Here is a 22,607-nt window from a genome sequence, read left to right as displayed (position 1 = left end):
GCAACTGATCAGCAACTCCCTGCCGGCGCTGTCGCCGATGAGCAGCTTCCTGGCGGTGTCGGCCCGCAAGCTGATCTCATCACCGTGCACGCCGAAGGACCAGGGCTGCGTGTTGTGCACGGAAGGGGCCCAGCGAGCGGCCTGCAACGCCGCCTGGATGGCCTGCTCCCCATGCTGTGCCGTACCAGCGACCATGACCGCACCTCCACTCAGTGATGACAACAGCGCATCACACCGGAAGACAGCCGGGCAGGGCCGAAGGTCCCGCCCCGTTAGAGGCATCAGCCCTCGTTAGGGTGGATGCCCTGGCCGACCAGCTCGTACGGGCGAGCAAGCTGCTCGAAGAGCTGCCCGAGGTGGCCGAGCTCGACCTCGACTCGGTCATCGTCACGGCCGACGGCGTCACGACGGTGGACGTGCGGATCAGGATCGCGCCCTGCGCTCCGGGGCGGTCTCCGCTGCTGCGCCGCCTGCGCTGACCAACGACCACCCCGTTCGGGACTTCCGGCCCTACCAGGCGCACTGCCGCGGGGCTGTGCTGAAGGTAGGACAACAGCAGACGAGAAGGGCTGAGCCGTGAAGCGCAGGACCGTCGCCGACGTGATGACCGCCAAAGTCGTCACGGTCACCGCGAGAACCCCGTTCAAGGACATCGCCGAGACCCTGATCGCCGGCGGCATCAGCGCCGTCCCGGTGGTCGACGACGACGGCCACGTCGTCGGCATGGTGTCGGAGGCCGATCTGCTCCGCAAGGAGGAGTTCCGCGAGCAGTTCTACCGCGAGGGCTACCAGCCGCCGCTGCGCGCCCGGCTGCGCCACCCCAAGGGCAAGCGGAAGGCCGCCGGTGACACCGCGGGCGAGCTGATGACCAGCCCGGCGATCACCGTCTCGCCGCAGGCCTCGGTCGTCTCGGCCGCCCGGCTGATGGACGCCCACGACGTCAAGCGGCTCGCGGTCGTCGACCAGGCCGGTGTGCTGGTCGGTATCGTCTCCCGCCGCGACCTGGTCAAGCTGTTCCTACGCTCCGACGACGACATCGCCGCCGAGGTGCGCGAGGACATCCTCGACCGAGGGCTGTGGGTGGACACCTCCGGCGTCGTCGTCCAGGTACGCCATGGCGTGGTGACGCTGAGCGGACAGATGGACCGCAAGACCGAGACCGCGATCGCCGTACGGATGACCGGCCGGGTCAACGGCGTGGTCGACGTCATCGACGAGCTCACCTGGAAGCACGACGACTCCACGTGGGAGGCCAGGTAGTCATGCTCGTGCGCGAGGTCATGAGCAGTCCGGCCATCACCGTACGCCGCACCGATCCGGTTCGGCAGGCCATCCGGGAGATGCACGGCCACGACATCACCGCCGCCCCCGTCGTCGACGACGCCGGCCGCCTGGTCGGCGTCGTCAGCGAGCTCGACCTGCTGCGCGGCGAGTTCGAGCCCGACCCGCGAGCATCGCTACGGCCCGTCGATCCGTCCGCCGAACCGCCGCCCCGACGGGTCATGGAGATCATGACCCGCGAGGTCGTCACGGTGACCGAGACCACCGACGTCACCGCGGCCATCGATCTGATGGTGGGCAAGCGGATCAAGAGTTTGCCGGTCGTACGGGGTGAGCGGGTCGTGGGCATGGTCAGCCGCCGTGACCTGATGGCCATGCTCGCCCGCTCGGACGAGCGACTGCGCCAGGACGTGATCGCCGCGCTGCGCGAGCACTACCCCTTCGGCCCCAGTTGGGACGTCGCCGTCCACGATGGCGTGGCCCAGCTGAGCGGGCCACCCCACCAGCACGCCGACCACATCGCCGACGTGCTCGCCCGCACCGTGCCCGGCATCGTCCGGGTCAGACACCTGAGGTGATCGCCATGAGAACGACCGTCGCGGACGTGATGACCACCGACGTCACCGCCGTCAACCACAAAGCCTCCTTCCACACCGTCGCCGACCTGCTCATCAGCAAAGCCGTCAGCGGCGTGCCCGTACTCGACGACGACAACCACGTGCTCGGCGTCGTGTCCGAGGCCGACCTGCTGGCCAAGGAGGAGTTCAAAGAGCTCTACTACGACGACGCCTACCGGCCGCCACTACGCGCCCGCATCCGCCACACCATGGGCAGCGAGGGCACCGGCTCCTACAAGGCGCTCGGCGAGACCGCCGGCGAGCTGATGACCGCGCCCGCCCACGTCACCACACCCGACTCCCCCGTCGTGGCGGCCGCCCGGCTGATGGACCGTCATGGCGTCAAGCGCCTGCCCGTCGTCGACGCGGACGGCGAACTCGTCGGCATCGTCAGCCGCCGCGACCTGCTCAAGGTCTTCCTTCGCGCCGACGAGGCGATCCGGACGCTGGTACTGACCGGGATCCCGACCAGCGCCATGTGGACCGACCCAAAGGGCCTGGACGTCAAGGTGACCGAAGGCGTCGTCACCCTGAACGGGATCGTCAGCAGGCACACCGAAGCCATCGCCGCCATCCGCATGGCCGAGAGCATCGACGGCGTCGTCGCCGTCCACGACGAGCTCACCTGGAAGCACGACGACGTCATCGAAGTCCCGATGTGGGGCGGCGCCTGATCGGCGTCGATCTCACTGACGTAAGGAGCACTGATGGACGTACTCAGTCAGGTCGATGCGTACTGGCGCGCGGCGAACTACCTGTCGGTGGGCCAGATCTACCTACTGGACAATCCACTGCTTAAGACGCCATTGACCCCAGAACACATCAAACCCCGCCTACTAGGCCATTGGGGCACCACACCGGGACTGAACTTCTGCTTCGCCCACCTCAACCGGATCATCCGCGAACGCGACCAAGACATGATCTACATCGCCGGTCCCGGCCACGGCGGTCCCGCAGCGGTAGCGCACGCCTGGCTCGAGGGCACCTACACCGAGCGCTACCCGGACATCTCCCAAGACGCGGCCGGGATGCAGCGGCTGTTCCGGCAGTTCTCCTTCCCGGGCGGCATCCCGAGCCATGTCGCGCCGGAGACGCCCGGCTCCATCCACGAGGGCGGCGAGCTCGGCTACTCACTCGCGCACGCCTACGGCGCCGCCTTCGACAACCCCGGCCTGGTCGTGGCGTGCATCGTGGGCGACGGCGAGGCCGAGACCGGACCACTGGCCGCGAGCTGGCATTCCAACAAGCTCCTCGACCCATCCCGCGACGGCGCGGTGCTGCCGATCCTGCACCTGAACGGTTACAAGATCGCCAACCCGACCGTCCTGGCCAGGATCCCGGAGAACGACCTGCTCAAGCTCATGGAGGGGTACGGCTACCGCCCCCACCTGGTCGGCCCCGACCACCAGGAGATGGCCGACACCCTCGACATCGTCTTCGACCAGATCGCCGAGTACGAACAGCGCCGATCCGACCGCCTCCCCATGATCATCATGCGTACGCCGAAGGGCTGGACCGGGCCCCGCGTCGTGGACGGCCTGCCGGTGGAGGGCACCTGGCGCGCCCATCAGGTGCCGCTGGCCAAAGTACGGGAGAACCCCGAGCACCTGGCGATGCTGGAGGAGTGGATGCGCTCCTACCGCCCCGAGGAGCTGTTCGACGACGACGGCCGGCCCGTCTCCGACGTTCTTCGAACGGTGCCGCAGGGAGATCGCCGGATGAGTGCCAGCCCCCATACCAATGGCGGTGCACTACTCGAACCTCTCAGGCTTCCGGACTTCCGCGAGCACGCGGTGGAAGTCAAGTCGCCCGCGACCCAGTTCAGCGAACCCACCCGAGTGCTGGGCGGCCTGCTGCGCGATGTGATCGCCGCCAATCCGCGTACCTTCCGGCTGATGGGCCCCGACGAGACCGACTCCAACCGGCTGTCGGCCGTGTTCGAGGTCACCGACCGGGCCTGGAACGCCCGCCTCGAACCGACCGACATGAACCTGGCGCCCGGCGGCCGGGTGATGGAGGTGCTCAGCGAGCACCTGTGCCAGGGCTGGCTGGAGGGCTACCTGCTGACGGGGCGGCACGGGCTGTTCAACTGCTATGAGGCGTTCATCCATATCATCGACGCCATGTTCAACCAGCACGCCAAGTGGCTGGAAACAGCGAAAGGCATCCCGTGGCGCCTGCCGGTGGCATCGCTGAACTATCTGCTGTCCTCGCACGTCTGGCGGCAGGACCACAACGGCTTCTCCCACCAGGACCCCGGCTTCCTGGACGTCGTGATCAACAAGAAGGCGTCCGTGGTGCGCGTCTACCTGCCCCCGGACGCCAACACGCTGCTGTCGGTCGGCGACCACTGCCTGCGCTCGCGCGACTACGTCAACGTCATCGTGGCCGGCAAACAACCGATCCTCGACCTGTTCACCATGGACGAGGCCATCGCCCACTGCACCCGCGGCCTGGGCATCCTGCCCTGGGCCTCCAACGATCAGGGCGAGGACCCCGACGTGGTGCTCGCCTGCGCCGGCGACGTCCCCACTCTGGAAACCCTGGCCGCCGCCGCCCTGCTCCACGAACACCTGCCCCAACTACGCGTACGCGTGATCAACGTCGTCGACCTCATGCGCCTGCAACCACCCTCAGAACACCCGCACGGCCTGCCCGACGCCGAATACGACACCCTGTTCACCACCGACAAGCCCGTCATCTTCAACTTCCACGGCTATCCCTCACTCATCCACCGCCTCACCTACCGCCGCCACGGCCACGCCCACCTGCACGTCCGCGGCTACAAGGAGGAAGGCACCACCACCACGCCCTTCGACATGGCCATGCTCAACGACATCGACCGCTACCACCTGGTCACCGATGTCATCGACCGCACCCCGGGGCTCGGCAGCGGTGCGGCTCACCTCCGCCAGTTGATGACGGACACGCGCCTGCGCGCCCGCGCCTACACGCGTGAACACGGCGAGGACGTCCCCGAAATCAGCGAGTGGACATGGCCGGCCTGATACCCAGCCGCTCAATGCCCGCCACCGTTCCAGCTGGTGGCGGGCACTTCCGTGGTCGAATCCATCTTCATGAGAGGTCTCAGAGCAGGGACGGCACGACGATGAGCGCCCCGAACAAGACAGTCGGCAGCGGGACTTTCAGCGCTATCGGAACAGGGCGTCGTCGACGGTGAAGCGGATGAACTCGCCCTCGGCCCACCGATCGGTGCCGGGCCACCAGCCGCCCGCCAAGTAGGCCGGAATGGTGAAACCGTCGAATTCGATCTCGCGCCCGCATTCCACCCCGAACACGTGGTCGCGGTACCGGCCCTCCCCGGGATCACCCCAGCGGGACATCGTGACGCGCTCCAGCGCGCCGCTGGGCGCGACGGTCAGGGTCACGTCGTGATCCTCGGTTCCCACGGGAAGGCTGGCGACGGCATGGCGGTCGTCGATCGGCTTCCACCGTATCCTCGGGTCGAGTGCGGCGGCGGGCGCCATGACGAACTCACATGCCAGCCGCCCGGCGGCGCTTCTGGTGATGTCCGGACCGGCACCCGACATCACGGGGATGAGGTCCAGCAGCCGCCAGCGCATCTCCCCCTCACCGGCGCGATACCGGTCGAACCCGTGCACGGGTAGCAATCCCAGGTAGGCAGTCGCCGACCACACGAAGCCCTCCATCGGCAGGAGTACCTGCTGGGCGCGGAAGTCGCGCCAGGTGCTGAGCCGGATGGAGCCGTGCATGTCCAGCACCACCGCACGCAGCAGGGGCGCTCCCGGAGCGATGGCGTGCAGCACCCAACGACGCGCCGGTTCCGGCAGGTGGCAGGCCTGCGCGGGGTCGAACTCCTGGGCGTCCTTGGTCTGCGCCTGCAGCAGGTCCCAGTCGCGGCAGGCGGTCTCGGTCATGTACGGCGGAGCGACGATGACACTCATGACCGCCTCCAGGGAGTCTGTACCACGGCCACCGGGCAGCAGGCGCGGTGCAGGACACCGTGGCTGACCGACCCGAGTGCCGCCGAGGCGAAGCCGCCCAGCCCGCGCGATCCAACTACCACGAGCGCCGCCTTCTCGGACGCCCTGGCCAGGACCGGGACCGGGTGCCCTGGGACGATCGACTCGATCACCTCGACGTCCGGATACTTCTCATGCCACGGCGCCAGGCGCAGCCGGATCTCCGCCACCTCCTCGCCCGGCACACCGGTCAGGAACGGGCCGTACCCCGCGGGATGTGGGGCGAGCCTCGGTGTCCTCTGGCCGTACACGACACGAACCGGCGCGCGCCGCGCCCCAGCCTGGTCCAGGGCGTATTCCAGTGCCGACTCCGCGAACAGGGAGCCGTCGAAGCCGACCACGATCTCCCGATGGCTGCCGGGGACGGGCATCCGGACGACGACCACCGGGCTGTGCGCGTGCCCGGCCAGGCCGAGACCCACCGAGCCCAGCACCAGCCCGGCGAACCCGCCGAGCCCTCTGCTGCCCACGACCACGCTGTCGGCCGTCTCCGACTCGCCCTTCAGCCGCTCGATCACCGCGCCCGTGACCACAGCCGTCGAGACCTCCAGTTCGGGGGTGAGTCTCCGTATCTGCTCTGCGGCCTGGTCGAGCAGGTACGTGCACCGCTCAGTCAGAGTCTGCCGGCCACTGGCCCTGGTGGACGGATGCTCCGGCGCCCATGGCTCTCGCACGAGCACGATCCGCAGCGGAAGCCCCCTGCGGGAGGCGTCATCGGCGGCCCAGCCGAGCGCCGATCCGGCCGACGGCGATCCGTCCACGCCGACCACGATCGCTCTGCTCATCGTCATCCTCCTTCGGGTTTCTCCGCCCGGATGTGGCACCGAGGCCAAGAGGCCGAGCCACCCGGCCCTGGTGGGCGGCCGATCGCCGGGTCGAGGCCCCGCTCATCCCGAAGGCGTGCGTCGGGCCGCCGACGACGAGCAGGCCGAGCGACTCGATGTTCATGGCCTCTCCTCGCGGGGCCGGACGATCGCGACCGGGCAAGCGGCGTGGTGCAGTACGGCGTGACCGACCGAGCCCAGCACCGCGGAGGCGAAGCCGCCCAGCCCGCGCGACCCGACGACGACCAGGTCGGCCGTGGTCGCGGCGTTGATCAGGGCGCCGGCCGGGTGCTCCCACAGTTGCGCGTCGGTGATCTCGACGTCGGGGTTCTTCTCACGCCAGGGGACCACGCGCTCGCCGGCCATCCGGACCTCGTGCTGAAAGGCCTTCTCCAACAAGCTGTTGTAGGCGGCCGCGTACGGCGAGAAGATCGGCAGCTGCCAGGCATACAGGACATGCAGCCGCGCTTGCCGCGCCCGGGCCTGCTCGACGGCGTACTGCATGGCGGCTTCGGAGTGCTCGGACCCGTCGTAGCCGACGACGATCCGGCCGTGCTCTTCCTGGCCGGGCCCGCGTACGATCACGACCGGGCCCCGCGCGTGGCCGGCGACGGCCATGCTGACCGAGCCGAGCACCATGCCGCCGAAACCGCCGAGCCCCCGGCTGCCCAGCACCACGCTGTCGGCCGACGCGGACTCATCGATCAGATCGTCGATCACGTTCCCGGCACGCAGTTCCGTCGTCACCTCGACCCCACCGGCCAGCTCACGCGCCCGGTCGGCGGCGACCTCCAGCGCACCCGCGCAGTACTTCGTGCTGAACTCGCCGATCCCGTGCGGCCACTGCTCGCACACATGTACGAGCCGCAGGTCAAGCCCTCTGCGCCGCGCGTCGGCGGCGGCCCATTCCACCGCTGCTGTCGCCGGCGCGGACCCGTCCACACCGACCACGATCCGTCCGGTCATCACGCATCTCCTTCCAGAGCTCGAATCACGCCTCCAGCCTCGCGAAACAGGCGGCTGGCCGCCGGAGGACGAAGTCCCGAATCCGCGTGCCATTGGTCCCGAGGCGAGCCGACACGCAGGACCTTGATCGGGCTTCAGGGGCGGCCGAAAGGCAGCGATGGAATGGGACCTTCGTCCCTATTCAGGCCGACCCGTCCCGGCCAACGTGAAAGGTGAAGGCAACCAGGAGGCATGATGAAGGCGCTCATCTACCACGGTCCCGGCCAGCGGTCCTGGGAGGAGACTCCAGATCCGCGGCTGATCGAGCCCACCGACGCCATCGTCCGCGTGGACGCGGTCACCATCTGCGGCACCGACCTGCACATCCTCAAGGGCGACGTGCCCACGGTGGAGCCGGGCACGATCCTCGGCCACGAAGCGGTCGGCACCGTCACGGCGACCGGAAACTCGGTCAGCACCCTCAAGCCAGGAGACCGGGTGCTGGTGTCGTGCATCTCGGCGTGCGGGCGCTGCCGCTACTGCCGCGTCGGCATGTTCGGCCAATGCCTGGGCGGCGGCGGATGGATCCTCGGCCACCGCATCAACGGCACCCAAGCCGAACACGTACGCGTGCCATTCGCCGACACCTCCACCCACCGGCTGCCCGACGGCGTCACCGACGAGGCCGCGCTCATGCTCGCCGACATCCTGCCCACCGCCTACGAGGTCGGCGTGCTCAACGGCCGCGTCCAGCCCGGCGACACGGTCGTGATCGTCGGAGCCGGGCCGATCGGCCTGGCCGCGATCACCACCGCGCAGCTGTTCACGCCCAGCCACATCGTCGCCGTCGACCCCGCTCCCGCACGGCTGGAGGCCGCCAAGCGGCTCGGCGCGGACCTGATCGTAGGCGCGGGCGACGATCCGGCCGGCGCGATCGCCGAGTTGACCCGAGGGCTGGGCGCCGACGTCGCCATCGAAGCCGTCGGCCTCCCGGAAACCTTCGAACTGTGCACCCGCCTGGTGCGCCCCGGCGGCCACGTCGCCAACGTCGGCGTCCACGGCTCACCTGCCACCCTGCATCTCGAAGACCTGTGGATCCGCAACCTCACCATCACCACCGGCCTGGTCGACACCTACTCAACGCCGACCCTCCTGGAGATGATCGCCGCCGGACGGCTGGACCCCGCCAGGTTCATCACCCACCGCTTCGCCCTGCAGGACATGGCCGCCGCCTACGAGACGTTCGCCGACCCGGCGGCGACCGGAGCTCTCAAGGTGGTCCTGTCCCGCGGTTGACGCCGGTCCGGCCGCCGATCATCTCCAAGTTTTGGGGCTTCTGGCCCTGCCCGGTTAGCCACCGAGGGGCTGAAATGGAGAAGGGGGAATATACGATGCCTGATCTGATCGTGGTGGGTGTCGATGGTTCGGTGCCCGGATTCGACGCCGTGGCGTGGGCGGCCGACGACGCCTTTCGGATGCATGTGCCGCTGCGTACCGTCTGTGTGGTGGAAACCTGGCCGTACCAGGTGCCGCAGATTCCCGCACCTGAGTGGGACGAGGCGCTGATCGAGAACGCGCGGAAGGTCCTGGCACAAGCCGAGGAGATGGCGCGCGCACGCCAGCCAACCGTCGAGGTGACTACCGAGGTGATGACGGGAACACCGGCGGCCGTCCTTCGCGAGCAGGCCGGCGACGCGGTCGAACTGGTGGTCGGTAGCAGAGGGCTGGGTGGCTTCGCCGGGGCTGTACTTGGCTCGGTCAGCATGAACGTCGCGGGCCAGGTGCCGGTCCCGGTGGTCGTCGTCCGGCCAAGGGCCGCTGTGGCCCACGGTGAGATCGTCGTCGGTCTCGACGGCTCCCCTACGTGCGAGCCCGCCCTGGCCTATGCCTTCCGGCAGGCCGAACTGCGCGGAAGCACATTGCGGGCGGTATACGCCTGGGCCCTGCCGTTCGCCTTGGCCGCCGGCTTCTCCTGCGACTTCGAGGCGTTGCGTGAGGCCCAACAGCGCATCGCCGAGGAACAACTCACGTCGTGGCGGGAGAGATACCCACAGGTCAAGGTGATCGCGGACGTGCGGTGTGCCCACCCCGTCGATGCGCTCGCCGCCGCCGGTGACCGAGCCGACCTGCTGGTCGTCGGCTCGCATGGCAGGAGCGCGATCGGGTCGATCGTCCTTGGCTCGGTCAGCCGAGGCGTCTTGCACCACGCGCGCTGCACGGTGACGGTGGTGCGCGCCAAGGACGCGCCTACTCCTGCATGACGTCCGCTCTCTCGCCGCGCCAGGGAGGCCGAGTGAGCGGCGCGTTCAGGTCATCGACTCATGCCCGGTCTTGCCGGTATCTCGGTTGGACCTGGAATCACCACCATCCCGCGAAATCGGGTCGGTGACAGCGGTGGACTCGGCTCCCGTTTCGACGGTGACGTGCTGATCGGGCGGGAGCGGCGGCGCCGGGAGCAACGCCGGCGGGGTGAAGCGGCGCAGCCGGTTGGCATTGCCCACCACTGACAGCGACGACAGGGCCATCGCGGCGGCAGCGAAGACAGGGCTGAGCCGGATGCCGAGGAAGGGGTAGAGCACCCCCGCCGCGACCGGGATGCCGACCACGTTGTAGACGAACGCCAGGAACAGGTTCTGTCGGATATTGCGCATCGTGGTCCGTGACAGCCGTACCGCGGTAACCACTCCGCCGAGCGCGCCGGAGATCAACGTGATGTCGGAGGCCTCGATCGCCACGTCGGTACCGGTGCCGATGGCGAAGCCGACATCGGCCTGGGCCAGCGCGGGCGCGTCGTTGATGCCGTCGCCGACCATGCCGACCCTCGCCCCTTCTCCCTGCAGGCGGGCGATCTCGGCAGACTTGTGCGCGGGCAACACCTCGGCCAGCACCCGGGTGATGCCGACCTGGCGGGCGATGGCCTCGGCCGTCCGCCGGTTGTCCCCAGTGATCATCACTACCTGAAGTCCCAACCGTCGCAGAGTCGCGACGGCCTGGCGGGAGTCGTCCTTGGCGGTGTCGGCCACCGCGATCACCCCAGCGGGCTCGTCGTCTACGGCGACCATGATCGGGGTACGGCCCGCCCGGGCCAGGCGATCGGCCTCTTCCTCAAGCGCCGAGGTGTCGCCGAGCAGGCGCTTCCCGCCGACCAGCACACGACGCCCCTCGACGGTCGCCGCGATGCCCTGCCCGGTGACGGATTCGAACTCCGACGGCTCGGTGAGGATCAGGCCGCGCCCGGTCGCGCCCTCGACCACGGCCTGGCCCAGGGGGTGCTCGGAGGAACGTTCGGCACAGGCGGCCAGGCGTAGCACCTCATCGGCTGCCCAGTCGCCGTACGGAACGACGTCCGTGAGCGCCGGCCTGCCACGAGTGATGGTGCCGGTCTTGTCCAGGACAATCGTGTCGAGCCTGCACGCGGTTTCCAGGGCTTCGGCGTCGCGGATCAGGATGCCGGACTGAGCCCCCTTCCCGGTGCCCACCATGATCGAAAGTGGGGTGGCCAGCCCAAGCGCGCACGGACAGGCGATGATCAGTACGGCCACCGCCGCCACCAATGCCAGCGTCAACGCCGGAGCCGGTCCGGCGACGAACCACACGGCGAAAGTCACGATCGCGATGGCGATGACCACCGGGACGAAATAGCCGGACACCAGGTCGGCCAGCCGCTGGATCGGCGCACGGGAGGCTTGGGCGGCCTGGACCAGACGGACGATCTGAGCCAGCGCCGTTTCCGCGCCGACCTTCTCGGCCTTGAACGTGAACGATCCCGTCTGATTGACCGTCGCGCCCACCACCTCATCGCCCGGACCCTTGTCCACCGGGATCGACTCGCCGGTCACCATCGACTCATCCAGCGTCGAGCGTCCCTTCACGACGACCCCGTCGACCGGAACCTTCTCGCCCGGCCGTACAACCACCACATCGCCCGGCACCACGTCCGCGATCGGAATCTCGATCTCCGCACCGTCGCGCCGGACCCGGGCAGTCCTGGCCTGCAGTCCGATCAGCTTGCGGATCGCCTCGCCCGTGCCCGCCTTGGCCCGTACCTCCAGCAAACGGCCGAGCAGGATCAGCGTCAGGATGACCCCGACGGCCTCGTAATAGACGTCACGGACCCCCTCCGGCAGCAGGCCGGGCGCGACCGTGGCCAACAGGCTGTAGCAGAAGGCGGCACTCGTACCCAGCGTGATCAGGCTGTTCATGTCCGCCGAGCGGTGCCGCAGAGCGAGCCAGCCCACGCGATGGATCGGCCAGCCGGTATAGAACATCACCGGCGCGATCAGCGCGAGCTGCACCCAGTGGTTGAGCAGAAACTCCGGGATCCATCCCGCGCCGAAGAGCTCATGCGCCATGACGACGAACGCCACAGGCAGGGTCAGCACAGCCCCGACCAGGATCCGACGCGACAGGTCGGCGATCTCGGCACGCCGCTCCGTCGCCTCGACATCCTGCGAAGGCTGTTCAGCCAACGAAGGTGCGATACCCGCGGCGACATCGTGACCGCCGCCGGAGCCCGGTTCGACGATCAAGCGGCCGTGCACCATGTTCATCCCGCAGGCGAAGCCGTACTCCCCCGTATCGCCCGGCCGCAACTCCACTGTGGTCTTGGCGAAGGCAGGCAGCGCCCGGCTGACGCCGAAATCGGCGAACACCACCCGGGAGGTGCAATCACCGCTCTCTCTCCGGTTGAAGGTCAGCCGCACGGGGGTGCCCTGCCGTACCCGGATGATGTCCGGTGAGAAGCCGCCCCGCACGACGATCTCGATCTCCTGTACGCCGTCACGCAGTTCGGCCAGGCTGCTTTTCCTCGGCCCGACGAAGTACCAGCCGAGGAAACCCAGCAAGGCCAGGGAGATGCCGATCACGACCCAGCCGGTGGTGGTCACGGCCGCCCTGCCCTCTTGTGGTCGTCGCTCTGATGGTCATGCCGCGTGTCGCCGTCGTGGCCGCTCATGGATCCCATCATCATGATCGGGCAGCCCAGCAGGACGACCACGAGCAGGACCGTACTCGGCGGGGCACCGGCCCAGACGGCCGCGATCGCGGCCACGGCGGCGACAGCCGCCATGATCAGGTGCTGCTTCATCATGACGGCCTCCGTGGGTTGTCGCGTGCATGCCGTTGGCGAATCGGCCCCGGGACCGTCATCACGAACGCGATGAGCACGAGGATCCTGAGAACGACGAGGACGGGGGATCAGCGAAATACCAAGCACGTCGGTTTCTCTCCGTCCTTCTCTACTACGCTTTCACTAGCATGTGACGGAGACTTCGCCGGTGGCTATGGCAGAACGTCCTGATGATAAGGGTCGAAAGTCCCGCTAGCCCGATACTACTGGTCGTAGTAGATGCGAACGAAGCACTTCGTTGCCGAAGCCACACGCCGGATCTCGATGAGTGCGCAGGGGCCATCAATGACGTCGTCGTCCCACTCCTGGCGCAAGAAGACGCTGATCCACCATCGCCGCCAAGCCATCGGCGATCTCCGCGCCCGTCCCCTCCGCAGACGCACCCCGGCCCAGCCACCCCGATCGGATGGCGTTGGTCCCGGGGGATGGAGGCCCAACGGCCCTGGTCCTGGCCACGGACTGAGCACCACGTTGGAAGCAGGACACCTGCAGGAGTGGAGGAGCGAGATGAGACCTTCGATAACGGCCGCAATCGCCGCCGGGGCGTTGCTCGCCGCCGCCGTCGGCGGGGCCGCCCTCGCCACCGCCGACCACCAGCCCACCGCAACCGCTGCGGGATGGCAGCAGACCGGCTGGCCGATGGGTGGGATGCACCGAGTCACGTTGGACAACGAGGCCGACTACCTGGCCCAGATGGTGCCGCATCACCAGGAGGCGGTCGAGGCGGCCGGCCAGCTGCGGCGTTCGGGCCGGGCCGAGATGCGCGCTATGGGCGCTTCCATCGTCAAGACGCAGACTGCCGAGATCGCCACCATGAAAGCATGGCTGGCCAAGTGGTACCCGGGCCGCGCGGCCGCGAGTTACCGGCCGATGATGCGCGATCTGTCCCAGCTGTCGGGCGATGCACTGGATAGAACGTTTCTCGAGGACATGATCGGCCACCACATGGCAGCGGTGATGATGTCGCAGCAACTACTCATGCACGGCCGCAGCCAGCACCAGGAGATCACCGGCTTCGCACGCACCGTACGCGACACCCAGCACGCCGAGATCTTCCAGATGCAGCAGTATCTGACCGACTGGTTCGACGGGCGCCGGCGGATGCCCTACGGACCGTGAGGACCGCTCGCGCGCAGCGACACCCTGACGGCGGCGCCTCTGCCAGTTGGGCCAGAGCGGCTTGTTAGCCCCGGGCTCGGCTGGCGTGGGCCGAGCCCGGGACTGGGGCTGTATCCAGCCGGGGGGCGCCATTCCCGTCGGCCAGACCGATGCCCGCGGCCCCTTGTTCCGTGGGCCGTCGTCCGTGAGATGAAAAAAGCCGCCTCGGAAGGCTTCCGGGCGGCGTCGTCTCTTTGCGAGGGATCACCCGGAATCCGGACCCAGGAGCTCAGGAAGCAGTTCGAGCAACTTCGCGTAGGTCACTGCGCTGCCTTCCTGTTGTGGTGGACGCTGTCCACGGTAGCCGGATGATCGCGACGGGTGCCACGTATTTTCCGCCGGGGATGTCGAGGCCGCGCGGACGGCTTCGACATATTGGATACCGAGACACATGGAGGCCACCGGTGAAGTACCTCATCCTGATCTACAGCAACCCGACGAGCAGGGCGGTCTGGGAGACCCTGAACGACGAGCAGCGCATGAACTTCGGGCGCGGCCATATGTCCTTCACCGAGGAGCTGGCCGCGTCCGGCGAGCTGATCGTTTCGGAGGGGCTGGCCGATGTGTCGACGGCCAAGCGGGTCTCGGTACGCGAGGGCAGGACGATGACGAGCGATGGGCCGTTCGCCGAGGTGAAGGAGCATTTGGCCGGGTTCTACCTGATCGAGTGCGACAGCGAGGAACGGGCGGTGGAGCTGGCCGCGAAGGTGCCCGACGCGGCCTTCAACGAGGTGGAGGTACGGCCGATCTTCGACATGAAGGTGCTTGAGCTGTAGCAGGCCTTGAACCGTGGGAGGGGCTTGAGCTGTAGGAGGAACCAGCGGCAGGGGTGGCGGCGGGCTGGGATGATGCTGAAGGTGACCAAGGAATCCCCGGCCCCGCGCCGCCGCGTGCTGCTCGGCTCGCTGGCCGGTGCCGCCGTGGTGGCCGTGCTGGCGGTTGCCGCGCTGGCGAACCAGGACGAGCCCGCCGGACGAGCCGCGGCCACTCCGGTGACCAGGAGCTCACATGATTCGCCCACTGCGGCGGCTCCCACCGGCAGACCCGAAGCGACCGCCAGCCCCACTCCGACGAGTTCGGTGCAGGTCTGGGAAGGGCCGACTCCGCCACCCGTCGATCCGAACCTGTCCAAGGGCTCGGCGCAGGCGCCGGTCACGATCGTCGAGTTCGGCGACTTCAAGTGTCCCAACTGCCGCCGCTTCGCCCAGCGAATAGCACCCGTGCTGAAGAGCCGCTACCTCGACACCGGCATCGTGCGGATGTTCTGGCGCGACTACCCGATCAGGGGACGCGACTCCGTACGCGCCGCCGTCGCCGCCCGCGCCGCGTCCCGGCAGGGCCGGTTCTGGGAATTCCACGACTCCCTGTACGCGGGTGAGCGGCCCCGCCTCACCGACGCCGACCTGCGCTCCGTGGCCGCCAAGATCGGACTCGACCTGGGCAGGTTCGACGCCGACCGCCGCGACGAGTCCGTACGCCAGGTCGTGGACGGCGACCTCGGCTTCGCGGCCGAGCTCGGCCTGCCCGGCACGCCCGCGTTCCTGATCAACGGTGAGGTGCTGTTCGGCGCCCAGCCGGTGGCCGCGTTCGAGAAGGCGATCGAGAAGGCCCGCCGCGGCGGATGAGCGGCATCGGCTATGCCGCCGCGTTCCTGGGCGGCCTGTTCTCGCTGGTCAGCCCGTGTGGGGCGCTGCTGATCCCGGCGTTCTTCGCCTACGCGTTCCCGGGCCATCGCCGGTTGGCCAGCCGCACCCTGCTGTTCTATGTGGGGCTGTGCGCCGTGCTGGTGCCGATGGGGATGGGGTCGGCGCAGGTCAGCCGCCTGTTCTACGGCCATCAGGAGCTCCTGGTCATGGTCGCCGGCTGGGCGCTGATCGGGCTGGGCGTGCTGCAGGTGGCCGGTCAGGGCTGGACGATCGGGCCCTTGGAGCGGCTGAAGGGGCACGTTCGAGGTGATTCGGCGGGGGCCGTGCTGGTTCTGGGGGCGGTGTCCGGGCTGGCGGGGTTCTGCGCGGGGCCGGTGCTGGGGGCGGTGCTCACGGTCGCGGCGGCCTCCGGCGACGGGCTGCGCGGAGCGGTGCTGCTGGCCCTCTACGCGGCGGGCATGGCGGCCCCGTTGTTCCTGCTCGCGGGCCTGTGGCAGCGCTACGACCTCGGCGGCCGGCGCTGGCTGCGCGGTCGCGGACTGCGGCTGGGACGGCTGCGGTTGCACACCACCTCACTGCTGTCCGGGCTGGTCTTCGGCGGGCTCGGGGTGCTGTTCCTGCTCTCCGACGGCACCCGCGGGCTGGCCCCGCCGATCCCCGAATCCTGGGAAGCCGGGCTGGAGGACCTCGCTGCGGCCGCCCAGGACGTACTGCCGGACCTGCTCGTCGTCGGGATCGCGGCGCTCACCGTGGCCGCCCTCACCGCGTGGCGTCTCAGACGCCGCTGACCGTCACGCTCAAAACGTGCGACGGCCGGCAAGGGGTCACTTGCCGCGCATCACCGCCGGCTCATGGCGGCGCAGCATGCGGGCGACCAGGAAGGCGCAGACGACCGCGAGGATGGCCAGGACGCTCATGTCCAGGAACCAGGTGCCGAAGTCCTGGCTCCACAGGGGGTCCGGCGGATCCTGGACGTGCGGGATGAGCTGCCCCACGTCGAGCGTGCCCGCCAGCGCGGCCAGCGCCCAGCGAGCCGGTACGAGCCAGGAGATCTGCTCCATCACCGGCTTGCCGTCCAGGTGCACCAGCGCCCCGCAGAAGACCAGCTGGATCAGGGTGACGAGCACGAGCAGCGGCATGGTCATCTCGCTGGTCTTGGCCAGCGCGGAGATGAGCAGGCCCACGGTCATCGCGGTGAACGACAACAGCGCGACGGCGAGCGAGAGCTCGATCATCGGCGTGGTGAACACTCCCTTGTCGTACGTCGCGACATTCAGCATCGCCACGTAGGTCAACACGACGCCCTGTGTCACCGTGATCAGGCCGAGCACGAGCAGCTTGGAGCAGAGGTAGGCCGATCTGGACAGCCCGACCGCGCGTTCTCGTTGATAGATGGCGCGTTCCTTGACCAGTTCGCGCACCGAGTTCGCGGCGCCGGTGAGACAGCCGCCGATGCACAGGATCAGCAGCAGGTTCGCCGCGTTGCCGTTGCTGTTCGGCCGGCCCATCAGGTCGCCGGTCGGGACGACGCGGGCCAGCAGGCCCATCACGATCGGCAGGGCGATGGTGATGCCGAGGAACAGCCGGTCCGCCACGATGCCCCGGCAGTAGCGGCGTACCAGCGTGCTGAGCTGCTCGGGCCAGCTCTGCGGTTTCGGCGGAAGCTCTCGCTGTACGGGACGTCCCGTCGAAACCGGCTCGATCATGTCGGCCGCGATGTACGTCTGGTACGGCGACGACCGCGCGTACTCGCCGGCCCAATCCTTGCTCGCGTCGTCGAACGCCAGGAAGACGTCCGCCCAGTCGGTGAAGCCGAGGAACGGCAGCGCCTCCTCGGGCGGACCGAAGTAGGCGATCTTCCCGCCCGGCGCCATCACCAGAAGCCGGTCACAGATATCCAGATTGGCGACGCTGTGGGTGACGACGGCGACAGTACGGCCGTCGTCGGCCAGACCCCGCAGCATCTGCATCACCGACTTGTCCAGCCCCGGGTCCAGACCGGAGGTCGGCTCGTCGAGGAACAGCAAGGACGGCTTGGTCAGCAACTCCAGGGCGACGCTGACCCGCTTGCGCTGGCCGCCGGACAGCGAGGAGATGCGGTTGTTCTTGCGATTTTCGAGCCCGAGCTGCTGGAGGACCTCGTCCACCCGCGCCTTCCGCTCGTGCTGCCTGGTGTCGTCGGGAAAGCGTAATTCCGCGGCGTAGATGAGGGCGCGGCGTACGGTGAGCTGGCTGTGCAGGATGTCGTCCTGCGGCACGAGGCCGATCCGTGAGCGCAGCTCGGCGTAGTCGCGGTAGAGATCGCGCCCGTCGTAGGTGACCATGCCCTGGTCTGCGGGGCGCAGCCCGGTGAGCGCGCGTAGCAGGGTGGACTTGCCCGAGCCGCTGGGGCCGATGATCGCCAGCAGGCACTTCTCGCCGACCGGAAACGACACATGGTCCAGGAGCACCTTGCCGCCCCCGACGGTGACGGTGAGGTCGTGCGCCTGGAGGCAGACCTCGCCGGTGTCGGCGTACTCCATGAGCGTGTCGCCCACGAGCTGGAACGTCGACGTCCCGATGCCGATGAGATCGTCCGGTGAGACGCGGGCCCGCTGAACGTGCCGGCCGTTGACGTACGTGCCGAAGCGGCTCCCCACGTCGACGATCTCGTGGACGCCGCCGGCGATCCGGAGCTCGGCGTGCCGGCGCGATACCCGCAGATCGTTGACCACCACATCGTTCTCGGGAGCCCGGCCGATGCGGACGACCTGCGCGCCGTCGAGACTCCTGACGGCGGCCGGCGCACGCCACTGCCCGGAGTGCGGGAAGCGGACCGTAGGTGTCGGCTGGAGCTCGGGTGCGCCGCCTCCGTCCACGGGGACGGTACGGAAGCTGACGAGCCCGCCCTCCGACGGGTGCCCGAGGCCGATCCTGGTTCCCGGACCGACGATGACCCGCTGGACGCGGTGGCCGCTCACGTACGTGCCGTTGCTGCTGCCCGAGTCCTCCAGGATCCACTGACCGCCCTCGAAGCGCAGCATGGCATGCGTACGCGAGACGTGATCGGCGTCGATGACCACATCCGACCCCGGGTCACGGCCTAACCGGTACGAACGCCCCGGATCGAGAGTCACCGGTGTGTCATGGCCTTCGACGACAAGCTGCGTCACGAGACCGCCTTTCCCACAGGAGCGAGAGGTGACGTGAGCGACTCTCCGTCGAGCCTCAAAATGGTTGACCGCAGACAGGATCCCCGAAAAGCGGCCGGGCCGCGAGCCTGCGGCGCTCACACCCGCCGGCGGGCGCGGAAACCCGCTGCCTTGGCGCGGTTGCCGCACTCGTGCATGTCGCACCAGCGCCGCGACGACCCGCGCGAGGCGTCGACGTACAGGCGGGTGCACACCTCTCCCCCGCATTCCTTGATCTGTACGATCTGCGGCCCGCCGAGCAGCTGGACCGCCTCCCTGGCGACCGTGGAGAGGGCCGCGGCGAGATCCCCCGAACGCTCGACCCGCCCGGCGTCGTTCAGCAGCACGGACGCCGGCGGCCCGGCGGCGACCCGGTTGACCAGCCGCCGATCGTCCGCCGCCACACCGGCCCCATCGGCAGCGGACCGGTCAACAGCCCCGCCGAGCCGGTCAATGGCGTCCCCCGCCGCCGGCCGACAGAGCGCCAGCCGGTAGAGGGCCTCCCGCAACGTCTTCCCCGCCGTGAGATCGGCGTCGCCGGCCACAGGCGGCACGTCGAGAATGCCCGCCTCGACCGTCCACCGCGCCAGGTCCGCCGGCTCGCGCAGCAGGTCACGCCGGTCCGACCGGCGGTGTTGCACGGTGCCCGCCAGGTCGAGCCCCAGATTGCCGCTGATGAAGGTGAAGCTCGTCACACCCCCATAGTAACCATGTTGACAGGTTATGCGAGAGCACGGAACAGTGACATAACCGGGTTAAGGGGTTATGGAGGGGTGTGCCGTGGCGGTCAGCGTTATGGAGACCAGGAGTAAGGCGCCGGCCCTCATGCCGTCCCTGTTCGTGGTGATGTGGAGCAGTGCCTTCATCGCGGGAGTGATCGGCGTCGGGGCGGCGCCGCCGTTGCTGCTGACGTTCGCCAGGTTCGCGCTGGCGGGGCTGTTGCTGGGCGGGTTCGCGCTGGCCGTACGGGCGCCGTGGCCGCGCGGCCGGCGGCTGGCGCACGTGGTGGTGTCCGGGATTCTGGTCCAGGCGGTGCAGTTCGGCGCGTTCTACTCCGCGATCGGCCTGCATGTGCCCGCCGCGGTCGTGGCGCTGGTGCAGGGCCTCAACCCGGTGGTGATCGCGCTGGTGGCCGGGCGGCTGCTGGGTGAGCGGGTGAGCCCGCGCCAGTGGGTGGGCTTCGGGCTCGGCGCGGCCGGGGTGGGGCTGGCGGTGGCGGACCGGTTGAGCTTCTCTCTGACCGGGGTGGCGCTCTGCGTGGTCGGGCTGCTGGGGTTGAGCCTGGGCACGGTCTACCACAAGCGGTTCGCCGCGGACATGGACGTGCGAACGGGCACCGCGACGCAGTTCCTGGTCGGCGCGCCGCTGATGGGGCTGGCCTCGCTGGTGCTCGAGACGCCGCGGGTGACGGACTGGGGCGCCTTCTCCGGCGCCGTGGGCTGGCTGGTGCTGGTCAACTCGATCGGCGCGTTCCTGCTGCTCAACACCATGCTGAAGAACGCGCCCGCGAGCCGGGTGAGCACGATGTTCTTCCTCACCCCGGCGGTCACCGCGGTGATGGCGTGGCTCCTCGTCGGTCAGTCGCTGCATCCGCTGGCCGTCGCGGGCCTGCTGGTCGGCGGCGCCGGCGTGCTGCTGGCCAACCGGCGCTGAGCCTCAGCCCGGCATGAGCGGCGTCATCCCGGCCGCCTCAGCCCGGCATGAGCGGCGTCATGCCGGGCGCCTCAGCCCGGCATGGAGCTGGTCCACGGCACCCCCGCGCGGGTCTCCGGGGTCTCGATGCGGAAGCGGGGCAGCGACTCGGGGAAGTTCTCCCTGATGTAGCCCACGAGATGTTCGCGTACGTCGCACTTGAGGTCCCAGGCGGAGGGCGAGTCGGCGGCGCTCATCAGCGCCCGCAGCTCGACCAGCCCGTTCGGCAGCACGTCGGTGACCTGGAGCGTCCAGTCCTTCTGGTCCCACAGCGGGCTCTCCTGGATGAACCGATAGAGCTCTTCGCGCAGCTTGCCGATCGGTATCGACCAGTCGACGCGCAGGAACACCACGGCGAGGACCTGGCTGCCGTGGCGGGTCCAGTTCTCGAACGGGTTCTGGGTGAAGTAGGACACGGGCAGGACCAGGCGCCGCTCGTCCCACAGGCGTACCACGACGTAGGTGAGCGTGAGCTCCTCGATCCTGCCCCACTCATCGTTGACCACGACCACGTCGTCGAGGCGCAGCGCGTCGCTGAAGGCGAGCTGGAGCCCGGCCAGCATGTTGCCGATGGTCGGCTGGGCGGCGATACCGACGATGGCGCCGGCGATGCCCGCCGAGGCGAGCAGCCCGGCGCCCAGCGCGCGGACCTGCGGGAAGGAGAAGAGCATGGTGCCGATCGCCAGTACGACGATGGTCACGGCGGCGACGCGGCGGACCAGCCCGATCTGGGTCATGATCCGCCGTGCCCGGCGATTGCGCTCCCCCTTGACCAGGACCAGCCGGTCCAGAACGACGTCCGTGAGGGCATAGCTGGCCTGGACGATCAGCCAGGTGACGCAGGCGATGGTGACCAGGCCGAGCACCCGGTCGATCGTGCCGCCGAGCTCGCGCTGGCGGACGCTCGCGCCGATCATCCCCGGCGAGAACACCAGGTTGGTCGCCACCACGACCCCCACCGAGAACGCCGCCCAGGTGCAGTGCTCCACCAGGTGCCGGGCGAGCGCCCATTTGCGGCCCGCCCTGACCAGCAGCCTCCTGACCACCTCCACCACGAGAATGGAGCCCGCCACCGAGATGGCGAGAATGAGCCAGTCGGTCGGCGACTGCACGTTCATGCCCCCTATGTCTTAAAAGGTCTCGTCAAATGTCACATTGCCCTCAACAGCCACTTGGTATGCGGAGACACGCCGTTCGAAGAAGTTGGCCAGCTCCTGGACGTCCTGCAGCTCCATGAATCCGAACGGGTTGGCGGTGCCGTACCTCTGGGGCAGCCCGAGCCGGGCCAGCCGCTGGTCGGCGACATATTGAAGATAGTCGCGCATCTGCTCGACGCTCATGCCGGGCATGCCGTCGCCGCACAGATCGCGGGCGAAGGCCAACTCGGCGGCGACGGCCTCCTCGATCATGCGGGTGACCTGCTCCCCCAGCTTGTCGTCGAACAGCTCGGGCTCCTCGGCCCGCACGGTGTCGACGACGCTGAAGGCGAACTCCATGTGCATGGACTCGTCGCGGAACACCCAGTTGGTGCCGGTGGCCAGCCCGCCGAGCAGGCCCCGCGACCGGAACCAGTATACGTAGGCGAACGCTCCGTAGAAGAAGAGCCCTTCGATGCAGGCGGCGAAGCAGATCAGGTTGAGCAGGAACTGCCGCCGCTCGTCCGCGGTCTCCAGCCGCCGCAGGCCGTTGATCGAGTCGATCCACCGGAAGCAGAACTCCGCCTTGTCCCTGATGGACGGGATGTGCTCCACGGCGGCGAACGCCTTGACCCGTTCCTCCAGGTCAGGCAGGTACGTGTCGAGCAGCGTCAGGTAGAACTGCACGTGTACGGCCTCCTCGAACAGCTGCCTGCTGAGGTAGAGGCGCGCTTCGGGGGCGTTGACGTGCTGATAGAGGTTGAGCACGAGGTTGTTGGCCACGATGGAGTCGCCGGTGGCGAAGAAGGCGACCAGCCGGTTGATCAGGTGGCGCTCCTGCGGCGTCATCCTGGCCAGGTCGGCGAGGTCGGAGTGCAGCTCCACCTCCTCGACGGTCCAGGTGTTGCGGATCGCGGCGCGATAGCGCTCGTAGAAGTCCGGGTAACGCATGGGGCGCAGGGTCAGGTCCATGCCAGGGTCGAGCAGCATTGCGGGGGTCTCCGTT

General features: G+C 68.8%; 22 protein-coding genes. 12 read left to right on the top strand and 10 right to left on the bottom strand.

What is annotated here, in order from left to right; genetic code table 11:
• Positions 1 to 195: nitroreductase family protein (locus tag AB0B61_RS36410; protein ID WP_358441907.1), on the bottom strand; the 195-nt coding region annotated here is incomplete at its 3' end.
• Positions 196 to 296: 101 nt separating this feature from the next.
• Here AB0B61_RS36410 and AB0B61_RS36405 point away from each other — a divergent pair.
• The 5 genes from AB0B61_RS36405 (at position 297) to AB0B61_RS36385 (ending at position 4,906) form a co-directional block, all read left to right on the top strand.
• On the top strand, positions 297 to 479 hold the full coding sequence (locus tag AB0B61_RS36405; protein ID WP_358441904.1) for an acetate--CoA ligase family protein: 183 nt from the start codon (positions 297 to 299) through the stop codon (positions 477 to 479).
• Between the two features lie 97 nt (positions 480 to 576).
• A complete protein-coding gene (locus tag AB0B61_RS36400) occupies positions 577 to 1,260 on the top strand; it encodes a CBS domain-containing protein (RefSeq protein ID WP_358441902.1) in 684 nt (227 codons plus the stop codon).
• Positions 1,261 to 1,262: 2 nt separating this feature from the next.
• Complete coding sequence (locus AB0B61_RS36395) at positions 1,263 to 1,859, top strand: CBS domain-containing protein (protein ID WP_358441899.1); 597 nt, start codon at positions 1,263 to 1,265, stop codon at positions 1,857 to 1,859.
• A 5-nt stretch (positions 1,860 to 1,864) separates the two neighbouring features.
• Positions 1,865 to 2,572: a CBS domain-containing protein gene (locus AB0B61_RS36390; protein WP_358441896.1), complete on the top strand. Its 708-nt coding sequence runs from the start codon at positions 1,865 to 1,867 to the stop codon at positions 2,570 to 2,572.
• A 33-nt stretch (positions 2,573 to 2,605) separates the two neighbouring features.
• Positions 2,606 to 4,906: a phosphoketolase family protein gene (locus AB0B61_RS36385; protein ID WP_358441893.1), complete on the top strand. Its 2,301-nt coding sequence runs from the start codon at positions 2,606 to 2,608 to the stop codon at positions 4,904 to 4,906.
• 144 nt (positions 4,907 to 5,050) lie between these two features.
• Here AB0B61_RS36385 and AB0B61_RS36380 read toward each other — a convergent pair whose 3' ends face one another.
• The 3 genes from AB0B61_RS36380 to AB0B61_RS36370 all read right to left on the bottom strand — a co-directional run bounded on the left by AB0B61_RS36380 (position 5,051) and on the right by AB0B61_RS36370 (position 7,692).
• The gene (locus AB0B61_RS36380; protein WP_358441890.1) at positions 5,051 to 5,824 is read right to left on the bottom strand and encodes a DUF6544 family protein; all 774 of its coding nucleotides are present in this window, start codon (positions 5,822 to 5,824) and stop codon (positions 5,051 to 5,053) included.
• Complete coding sequence (locus tag AB0B61_RS36375; RefSeq protein WP_358441887.1) at positions 5,821 to 6,687, bottom strand: universal stress protein; 867 nt, start codon at positions 6,685 to 6,687, stop codon at positions 5,821 to 5,823. The genes AB0B61_RS36380 and AB0B61_RS36375 overlap by 4 nt, the downstream gene beginning before the upstream one ends.
• A 159-nt stretch (positions 6,688 to 6,846) precedes the next feature.
• A complete protein-coding gene (locus AB0B61_RS36370; RefSeq protein ID WP_358441885.1) occupies positions 6,847 to 7,692 on the bottom strand; it encodes a universal stress protein in 846 nt (281 codons plus the stop codon).
• A 231-nt stretch (positions 7,693 to 7,923) separates the two neighbouring features.
• On the opposite strand from AB0B61_RS36370, the gene AB0B61_RS36365 reads away from it, so the two are divergent.
• Together AB0B61_RS36365 and AB0B61_RS36360 are read left to right on the top strand one after the other, a co-directional pair.
• Complete coding sequence (locus AB0B61_RS36365; RefSeq protein WP_358441882.1) at positions 7,924 to 8,967, top strand: zinc-dependent alcohol dehydrogenase family protein; 1,044 nt, start codon at positions 7,924 to 7,926, stop codon at positions 8,965 to 8,967.
• Positions 8,968 to 9,041: 74 nt separating this feature from the next.
• Positions 9,042 to 9,932 (top strand): universal stress protein, encoded by an 891-nt coding sequence (locus AB0B61_RS36360; protein WP_358441879.1) that lies wholly within the window; start codon positions 9,042 to 9,044, stop codon positions 9,930 to 9,932.
• Between the two features lie 45 nt (positions 9,933 to 9,977).
• Here AB0B61_RS36360 and AB0B61_RS36355 read toward each other — a convergent pair whose 3' ends face one another.
• Both AB0B61_RS36355 and AB0B61_RS36350 read right to left on the bottom strand, forming a co-directional pair.
• Positions 9,978 to 12,557, bottom strand: coding sequence for a heavy metal translocating P-type ATPase (locus AB0B61_RS36355; protein WP_358441876.1), 2,580 nt, complete (start codon positions 12,555 to 12,557; stop codon positions 9,978 to 9,980).
• Entirely contained in the window at positions 12,554 to 12,760 is a 207-nt protein-coding gene (locus tag AB0B61_RS36350) for a hypothetical protein (RefSeq protein WP_358441874.1), read from the bottom strand. The genes AB0B61_RS36355 and AB0B61_RS36350 overlap by 4 nt, the downstream gene beginning before the upstream one ends.
• Before the next feature lie 585 nt (positions 12,761 to 13,345).
• Here AB0B61_RS36350 and AB0B61_RS36345 point away from each other — a divergent pair.
• The 4 genes from AB0B61_RS36345 (at position 13,346) to AB0B61_RS36330 (ending at position 16,391) form a co-directional block, all read left to right on the top strand.
• The gene (locus tag AB0B61_RS36345) at positions 13,346 to 13,918 is read left to right on the top strand and encodes a DUF305 domain-containing protein (RefSeq protein WP_358441872.1); all 573 of its coding nucleotides are present in this window, start codon (positions 13,346 to 13,348) and stop codon (positions 13,916 to 13,918) included.
• A gap of 443 nt (positions 13,919 to 14,361) precedes the next feature.
• Positions 14,362 to 14,733, top strand: coding sequence for a YciI family protein (locus AB0B61_RS36340; protein ID WP_358441869.1), 372 nt, complete (start codon positions 14,362 to 14,364; stop codon positions 14,731 to 14,733).
• 81 nt (positions 14,734 to 14,814) lie between these two features.
• Positions 14,815 to 15,582, top strand: coding sequence for a thioredoxin domain-containing protein (locus tag AB0B61_RS36335; RefSeq protein ID WP_358441866.1), 768 nt, complete (start codon positions 14,815 to 14,817; stop codon positions 15,580 to 15,582).
• Complete coding sequence (locus AB0B61_RS36330; RefSeq protein WP_358441863.1) at positions 15,579 to 16,391, top strand: cytochrome c biogenesis protein CcdA; 813 nt, start codon at positions 15,579 to 15,581, stop codon at positions 16,389 to 16,391. Before AB0B61_RS36335 ends, AB0B61_RS36330 begins: the two co-directional genes overlap by 4 nt.
• A gap of 36 nt (positions 16,392 to 16,427) precedes the next feature.
• Here AB0B61_RS36330 and AB0B61_RS36325 read toward each other — a convergent pair whose 3' ends face one another.
• Positions 16,428 to 18,755: an FHA domain-containing protein gene (locus AB0B61_RS36325; RefSeq protein WP_358441860.1), complete on the bottom strand. Its 2,328-nt coding sequence runs from the start codon at positions 18,753 to 18,755 to the stop codon at positions 16,428 to 16,430.
• A gap of 116 nt (positions 18,756 to 18,871) precedes the next feature.
• Positions 18,872 to 19,468 carry an ABATE domain-containing protein gene (locus AB0B61_RS36320; RefSeq protein ID WP_358441858.1) on the bottom strand — a complete coding sequence of 199 codons (597 nt, stop codon included), beginning with the start codon at positions 19,466 to 19,468 and terminating at the stop codon, positions 18,872 to 18,874.
• Positions 19,469 to 19,553: 85 nt separating this feature from the next.
• Here AB0B61_RS36320 and AB0B61_RS36315 point away from each other — a divergent pair, with 85 nt between their 5' ends.
• Positions 19,554 to 20,426, top strand: a complete 873-nt coding sequence (locus tag AB0B61_RS36315) for an EamA family transporter (protein WP_358441856.1) — start codon at positions 19,554 to 19,556, stop codon at positions 20,424 to 20,426.
• Between the two features lie 71 nt (positions 20,427 to 20,497).
• On the opposite strand, the gene AB0B61_RS36310 is transcribed toward AB0B61_RS36315, so the two are convergent.
• A complete protein-coding gene (locus AB0B61_RS36310; protein ID WP_358441854.1) occupies positions 20,498 to 21,583 on the bottom strand; it encodes a mechanosensitive ion channel domain-containing protein in 1,086 nt (361 codons plus the stop codon).
• A 12-nt stretch (positions 21,584 to 21,595) separates the two neighbouring features.
• Positions 21,596 to 22,591 carry a ribonucleotide-diphosphate reductase subunit beta gene (locus AB0B61_RS36305; protein ID WP_225289813.1) on the bottom strand — a complete coding sequence of 332 codons (996 nt, stop codon included), beginning with the start codon at positions 22,589 to 22,591 and terminating at the stop codon, positions 21,596 to 21,598.
• Positions 22,592 to 22,607 lie beyond the last annotated feature (16 nt).

This window comes from Nonomuraea sp. NPDC049158 (assembly GCF_040648335.1).
Taxonomy (GTDB): Bacteria; Actinomycetota; Actinomycetes; order Streptosporangiales; family Streptosporangiaceae; genus Nonomuraea.
This window is presented reverse-complemented; position numbering and strand designations above follow the sequence as displayed.